General features: G+C 60.2%; 7 protein-coding genes. 4 read left to right on the top strand and 3 right to left on the bottom strand.

Annotated features, from left to right (window positions below; translation table 11 throughout):
- Both LC354_RS11510 and LC354_RS11505 read left to right on the top strand, forming a co-directional pair.
- The coding region (locus LC354_RS11510; RefSeq protein WP_223423920.1) for a hypothetical protein at nt 1-210 on the top strand (210 nt) is incomplete at its 5' end.
- A 176-nt stretch (nt 211-386) separates the two neighbouring features.
- Nucleotides 387-1,073 (top strand): D-lyxose/D-mannose family sugar isomerase, encoded by a 687-nt coding sequence (locus tag LC354_RS11505; RefSeq protein ID WP_223423919.1) that lies wholly within the window; start codon nt 387-389, stop codon nt 1,071-1,073.
- A gap of 60 nt (nt 1,074-1,133) precedes the next feature.
- On the opposite strand, the gene LC354_RS11500 is transcribed toward LC354_RS11505, so the two are convergent.
- Nucleotides 1,134-2,153 (bottom strand): HupE/UreJ family protein, encoded by a 1,020-nt coding sequence (locus LC354_RS11500; RefSeq protein WP_223423917.1) that lies wholly within the window; start codon nt 2,151-2,153, stop codon nt 1,134-1,136.
- On the bottom strand, nt 2,150-2,983 hold the full coding sequence (locus LC354_RS11495; protein WP_223423915.1) for a peptidyl-prolyl cis-trans isomerase: 834 nt from the start codon (nt 2,981-2,983) through the stop codon (nt 2,150-2,152). Before LC354_RS11495 ends, LC354_RS11500 begins: the two co-directional genes overlap by 4 nt.
- A gap of 361 nt (nt 2,984-3,344) precedes the next feature.
- On the opposite strand from LC354_RS11495, the gene LC354_RS11490 reads away from it, so the two are divergent.
- Entirely contained in the window at nt 3,345-5,015 is a 1,671-nt protein-coding gene (locus LC354_RS11490; RefSeq protein WP_223423913.1) for an alpha/beta hydrolase, read from the top strand.
- Between the two features lie 81 nt (nt 5,016-5,096).
- Nucleotides 5,097-5,762 carry an inner membrane-spanning protein YciB gene (locus LC354_RS11485; protein WP_399203418.1) on the top strand — a complete coding sequence of 222 codons (666 nt, stop codon included), beginning with the start codon at nt 5,097-5,099 and terminating at the stop codon, nt 5,760-5,762.
- Between the two features lie 99 nt (nt 5,763-5,861).
- On the opposite strand, the gene LC354_RS11480 is transcribed toward LC354_RS11485, so the two are convergent.
- A complete protein-coding gene (locus LC354_RS11480) occupies nt 5,862-6,959 on the bottom strand; it encodes a mandelate racemase/muconate lactonizing enzyme family protein (RefSeq protein WP_223423911.1) in 1,098 nt (365 codons plus the stop codon).
- Nucleotides 6,960-6,982: the final 23 nt, after the last annotated feature.

Genomic DNA, 6,982 nt, shown 5'->3' with positions numbered 1-6,982 from the left:
GATTTGCTGCTGCTCATAAATGCAAACGCTACAAAAATCCCCAACAATCAAAAAGACGGCCCTCACCGGAGGAATACAGATTTCGAGACGATACGCTCGAATGACTGGATCACGTTACAGGCTGGAGGGCACTACCAGTCTGTAACGCTTCTCCCTCCCCGCCCGATCAATGTCCGCCCCGGATGGGTTTTTTCACCACCCTCATCATGAACCGCCCTGGCGATCCATGGCGGTTTTCGCCGTTGGCACAAGGCACGTCGCCGGATCGAAACAGGTGGATTTTCCGATTATTTTGATCCACATACGGTCCAACCTCGCAGCGGTGGGCTCGTCCCGTCAACGCCTGCGAGAGTGGATGAGACATTGCATAACCGAAAGGCGGCCTGATGAAACGGTCCCGTATCAACGACATCATGACGCAAGCGGACGAGATGATCCGCGCCCATGGCTTCACCCTGCCGCCCTGGGCCTACTGGACACCCCAGGAATTCAGCGCGCGCAAGGTCGAGGCCGCAGAGGTGATCAACGCCCGCAACGGCTGGGATATTACGGATTACGGCAAGGGCGACTTTGACAAGCTGGGCTTGTTCCTGTTTACCCTGCGCAATGGGCGACTGGCCGATCTGCAACGCGGCGGCGGCATGTGTTACGCGGAAAAGCTGCTCATTTCCCGCCAGGATCAGCTCTCTCCCATGCACACCCACGTCATCAAGGCCGAAGACATCATCAACCGTGGCGGCGCCACGCTGGTCATCGAATTATTCGGGTCTGATGCCGACGGAAACTTTGCCGAAGATGCGGGCGGCACCGTCTGGTGTGACGGGCTCAAACGCGAGTACGCCCCCGGCGACAAGCTGAAGCTCGCCCCCGGTGAAAGTGTGACCTTGATGCCCGGCGACTGGCACGCCTTCTGGGGCGAGGGCGGCGATGTTCTGATCGGCGAGGTCAGTACCGTCAACGACGACGAAACCGACAATATCTTTCGCGAGCCCATCGGCCGTTTTGCCGACATCGAAGAAGACGTCGACCCCACGCATCTGCTGGTCAGCGATTACCGGACATGGCTGGCCTGAGACGCTGAAGTACATGCGTTGCGTCACAGGCCCCGCACAGGATCAGAGCAAGTGACGCGCTCAGATGACGAACTGCACTACCCGCTCGATCGTCCAGAACGCCGCGATGGACCCAATGCCGTAGGCCGCGGTAACAAGGCCCGGCGCACCCGGCCGCAGTTGCGCCGTAAAAACATCAGGGGCCAGACGGCGGAAGATCACGGCAGCGGCTGAAACAAAGGCAACAAACATCAACTGCCCGGCCTCGACCCCCAGATTGAAGGTCAAAAGCGCCAGCGGAATGTCCACCTCGGGCAAACCAATCTCGCGCAGGGCGCTGGCAAAACCCAAACCGTGCAACAGGCCGAAGGCAAAGGCCACAATCCACGGCGCGCGCTCCATCAGACTGTCCGCGCCTTCCTTCCGGGCCAGAATTTCGGCCGCAAGAAAGACGATGGACAAGGCGATGACAGCCTCGACCGGCGGCGTGGGCAACGTCAAGAAACCCAAGGCGGCCGTCACGAGCGTAATGCTGTGGGCCACGGTGAAGGCCGTGATCGCCCAGATCAATCGCCGGATATCCGGGATCAGCAACAGCAACGCGAAGACAAACAACAGGTGGTCAATGCCGCCCAGAATATGATCGACCCCAAGCTTGAAATAGCTGGACGAAATGCTCCACCCCGTCGGCGCGTCGGGCAGCACGATCGACGGCATGTCCGGGGTCAGGCGAAAGGTCTGCGCCCAGATCTCCGGGCTGGACGTATAGCGCACGAGCACATCGGTCGCGGTATTGGACAAGCCGTCGATAAACACCGCGCCGCTGGAAAACGGCGCATCACAGGTCGCGATCCAGCCGCTTACAAAGGCACGCCCGTCAAACCGCGGATCGGGTCCCCGGCGCGGCGTGCAGGCTTCGGGCAATTCCGCGTCGATGCCCATGGGCTGGCCGTTCACTTGCGGCTTGCGCCAGGTGATGCGCCACTGCCCGTTCTCAAGCGGGCTGATTTCAAGGTAGCCGGGTTCCAACGCATGGGACTGCGCCGGGACCGCCCCGAACACCTGAAGGATCATGGCAATCAGAAGGACGGCGACTTTCATTGCGACAAGACCGCCGCCGGATCCGGGCGCTCGATTGTGTACTGATCCTTCAGGGCCTCGAACCGTTCTTCGCGCAGCATCCGGGCCTGTTCCGCCCGCCAGTCGACCTCGATCTGATCGCGCGCGGCCTCAAAGGGCAACAGAGACCCCGCTTCGACGCGCTCCAACCGCACGACATGCGGCCCATAGCCGGACACCACGGGACCGGCCCATTGCCCTTCATCCAGCCCTGACACCCGATCAAAAAAGCCCTCCCCGAATGTCCGATCCACAATCTGCGGAACGCTCAGCGGAAATTGATGCGGCAACAGTGTCCTCTGCCCAAGGGTTTGTGAGTCAGCCCCCGCAGCCAGGTCTGCCAGAACCGCCGCGACGGTCCCCTCGTCTGATTGCGGCAACAGGATCTGGCTGAACGCGATGCGCGGCGCCAGCGCATATTTGTCCGGATGCGCCGCCTGATAGGCCCTCAGGACGTCATCGGTCGGATTGGCCGCCTCCGCGCTCGCTTCCGTCAGAAACTCCATCTTTTGGCTCAACCGCCGCCGCACGACCGCATCGCCCTGATCCAGTCCCAGGGCCAACGCTTCGCGCACATAGATATCCTCACGCACAAAGCTGTCGATCAAACCATTCAGCTCGGCCTCCGAAGGCGGCCTGCGCCAGGTCGCCTCGAACTGACTGGCAAGCCAGGTTGCATCCTGTTCCGACACGACGATGGTCGGCACGCCCGCTTCCGGCACGGGATCATTCGTCAGCGAAAACAGGCCAAAAAAGCCCAACCCGATGAGAAAAAAGTGCATAATCGGTTGACGCACAATCTGTTTCAGCATGTTCAGGTCTTACTCCTTGGGGCCTGCGGGCAGTACAACCGGGCGGCAATTTCGATACCCTACAAAGCCGGGCAGATTGTTCAAGGACCGCGCAACATCTGTACCCGTCACAGGCCGAAAACAGAGGCGACAGTCGGACAAACCGCCCTGACTTGCAGATTAAATGCGGCCGCGCGCAAAATCACCCCATGCGACTGCGTGACTTCTGGCTATCTTCGGCTAGGGTCGGCAACATGAACGCCGCGATTCAACGACAAACGGAACCTGCCACAGTGTCTGCACCGACCGATCCCAAGACCGCATGCGCCCCGCGCTCCTTTCCGGCTGCCATGGCCCGGATACCGATGCGAGGACACCTGTAATGCCCATCTTACGCTCCCTGGTCCGTAACTTCTCCGTGCCCTGCCTCATGCTGGGCCTTTTGTTCTTCGCCGCCTCCCTGACGCCGTCGCTGATCCCGCGCGGTCCAGTTGTACAGGGCGTCTTGGGCGGGATCGTCATTGGCGTGGGGTACCTCGTCGGTCAGATCGTCGGGCTGTTCTGGAAGGCGGCCGATTTGCCCCATCTCCAAGGGAAACTGGCGCTCGCGTTTCGGCTCGTGATGGGTAGTGCCGTGCTGGCCTTCGCCGGATGGACAATGACCTCCAGCCTGGAATGGCAAAACGAGTTGCGCGGCAAAATGGGGCTGGAACCCACCGACGCGCTGCACCTTGTCAAAATCGTCTCGATCGCCACCGGCACTTTCGCGGTCGCCCTGCTGGGCGGGGCCCTGATCGCGGCCTTCTTCCGCTTTGTACGGAGCAAGTTGAACCGGATCATGCCCGAACGGCGTGCCAACGTGTTCGGCGTCGTGACCGTGGCGGTGATCCTGTTCGTGGTGACACGCGACGGCGTCTTTGATCACATCTTCCAATCCCTCGACGCCAGCTATGAAGCCGCGCAGGAGCTTTTCGACACCGCCCCGCCCCTGCCGACACAACCAAACCAGGCCGGGTCCGCAGCTTCCTTGATCGACTGGGCTGCGATGGGGCAGCCTGGCCGGAATTTTGTGTTGGACGGGCCGGACGCCGCAGCGATCTCCGCCTTTTCCGGCAGGCCCGCGCTGGACCCGATACGGGTCTATGTCGGCCGTGCAGACGGGGAAACACCCGAGGACCGGGCGCAGCTTGCACTGGCGGAGCTCAAGCGGCTCAACGCCTTTGACCGCAAGGTGCTGATCGTGACAAGCCCGACAGGGACCGGCTGGATGGACCCCGGCTCGCATGACCCGATCGAATATATCCACAACGGCGACATCGCTACGGTGAGCGTGCAATATTCCTATCTCCAGTCCCCGCTCGCATTGATCCTGGAAACCCGCACCGGGCTGGAACAGGCGACCGCCTTGCTCGAAGCGGTGCATGAACACTGGAAAACCCTCCCCAAGGACAGCCGCCCGCGGCTCTATGTCCACGGGCTCAGCCTTGGGGCCTGGTCGTCGATGCATGCAACCAACCTGTTCCGCCTGCTTGATGATCCGATCAATGGCGCGTTCTGGGCTGGCCCCCCTTTCCCGTCCGGCCTGTGGCAACGCATCCAGAACAAGCGCACGCCGGGCAGCCCATGGGTGCTGCCGACCATCGGCGACGGCTCTCTGGTGCGCTACGCGTCGCATTTTGCAGACGCCTCCCAAGCGGAAGCAAACTGGGGAACGATGCGGATCGTGTTCCTGCAATATTCCAGCGACCCGATCGTGTTCTATGATCCACAGTCAATCTGGCGTGCACCGCCCTGGATGAATGACCCCCCTGCCCCGGATGTCTCCAAACACCTGATCTTCATCCCCTTCGTCACCCAATTCCAACTGGCGCTGGACATGGCCCTGTCATTCGGCACCCCGCCGGGCCACGGTCACGCGTATTTTGCGCATGATTACATCGCCCCATGGATCGAGGTCACAGCGCCCGAGGGCTGGACCGCGGAAGACACCGAACGGCTCAAGGCCCATTGCAACGGCGGGCTCCGGGACGGGTGCAACAACGACGCAGGATAGCGGACGGCCGCTGGTGCAACATCGGGGCGCGAAACGATCAAATGACGGTTCATGACCACACATTCGAAGTCTGCGCACGCAATGACCGACCCGTTTCTTCGTTCGCAAGGAACACGAACCGGAAGGCCAGGAATCATGACAACCAAGCCACTGTATTTCTGGATAAAAACAGCGTTGGAGTTCGGTCCGACGATAGGATTCGTACTGGCCTATCTGATCTTCCGGAACGAAACCTATCTGATCGCCGGCACCGAATATGGCGGTTTCGTGGCGGTCACCGCAGTGTTCATCCCGATCTTCCTTGCCGCGATTGCCGCCCTCTGGTGGCTTTCGGGCAAAATCGTCCGGATACAGGTCGCAACAGCAGTTATGGTTCTTGTCTTCGGAGGGCTCAGCATTTGGATGAACGACCCCCGACTGTTCAAGATGAAGCCAACGGCGATTTACCTGAGCCTCGGTCTTATCCTCAGCATCGGTATTCTGAGGGGGCAATCCTGGCTGAAATACATCATGGAAGACATGGTTCCTTTGAAACCAAAGGGTTGGATGATCCTCACCAAACGCGTGACGGTCCTCTTTTTTCTGTCAGCAGGCGCAAATGAACTGGTCTGGCGCACACAATCCGAAAAATTTTGGGTGCTTTTTGAAACCTTTGCAATGCCGATTGTGATTTTTGTCTTCTTCATACAGCAAATCGGGCTCGTCATGGACTACGCACAACTAAAGCCATCGAAAAGGAAAAGCTGAGCGCCAACACGTTCTGCCGCGGCAGGCATCAAAAAGGCCAACGGGCGTTTCCCATGCACATGGCCCCTTGGTCCGCATGGTGACCTACAAGCTTGCCCCCTATTGCGTGAGCAGGTCGGCGGCCTCAAGTTTTGACCAGTCAAATGTCACACCGATCCCCGGCGCATCCGGCGCAATGGCCAGATGGTTTTGCACGACCAGGGGCCGTGTCGTGTAGGTGTCGATGGGAAAGGAATGCACTTCGATCCATCCCGCGTTGGGGCGGCCCGACACCAGACTGACATGCAGTTCCTGCATTCCGTGACTGCAGACGGGCACACCGTGCTGCTGCGCCAGTTCCGCCACCTGCAAGAACCCCGTGATGCCCCCGCAATTCGACGCGTCGGGCTGGATATAGCTCAGCCTGGCCTGCGCAAAGGCATATTCGAACTCATGGATCGTGTGCAGGTTCTCGCCCATCGCCAACGGCATCCCCGTCGCATCCGCAATCCGGCCATAGCCCGCATAGTCATCCGGGATCGTCGGCTCTTCGAACCAGAGCAGATCGAAGGGCTTGAACGCATCGGCTGCCGTGATCGCCTCCTCCACAGTCATCGAGTAATTGGCATCGACCATAAACGCGATTTTAGGCCCGATGAGGTCCCGCACCGCCGTGATGCGCGCGATGTCTTCCTCCAGTGTCGGCTGACCGATCTTGATCTTTACCCCGTTAAAGCCGCGATCCAGATAGCCCTGCACCGACGCCAGCAGCTTGGGCAGGTCAAATCCCAAATCGATCCCACCGCAATAGGCCTTGCACGATTGCGCAGCACCCCCCGCCATTTTCCATAACGGCTGCCCACTCTGCTTGCCGCGCAGATCCCACATCGCGATATCAACCGCCGAGATCGCAAACGACGCGATACCGCCCCGCGCCACGTAATGCACATGCCACTGCATCGCCTCATAAAGCGCCTCGACGTTCGTGCTGCGCTGCCCCAGCAGAAACGGGGTCAGATCATGTTCGATCATCGCCTTGATCGCATGGCCGCCCTTGCCACCGGTATAGGAATAGCCCGTGCCCTCCGACCCATCCTCCAGCCGGACCGTCGCGGTGATCAGCTCAAAGAAATAATGATCCCCATGCTTGGCATCCACCAGCACTTCTGCCAACGGGATGTGAAACAGCCGGGTCTCGATTGCGGATATCCTTGTCATGTCACTCCCCTTCGCCACGCTCC

It is taken from the genome of Tateyamaria pelophila, assembly GCF_019966495.1.
Classification (GTDB): Bacteria; Pseudomonadota; Alphaproteobacteria; order Rhodobacterales; family Rhodobacteraceae; genus Tateyamaria; species Tateyamaria pelophila.
The sequence above is the reverse complement of the archived record's forward strand: the minus strand, read 5'-3'. Positions and strand labels throughout refer to the sequence as shown.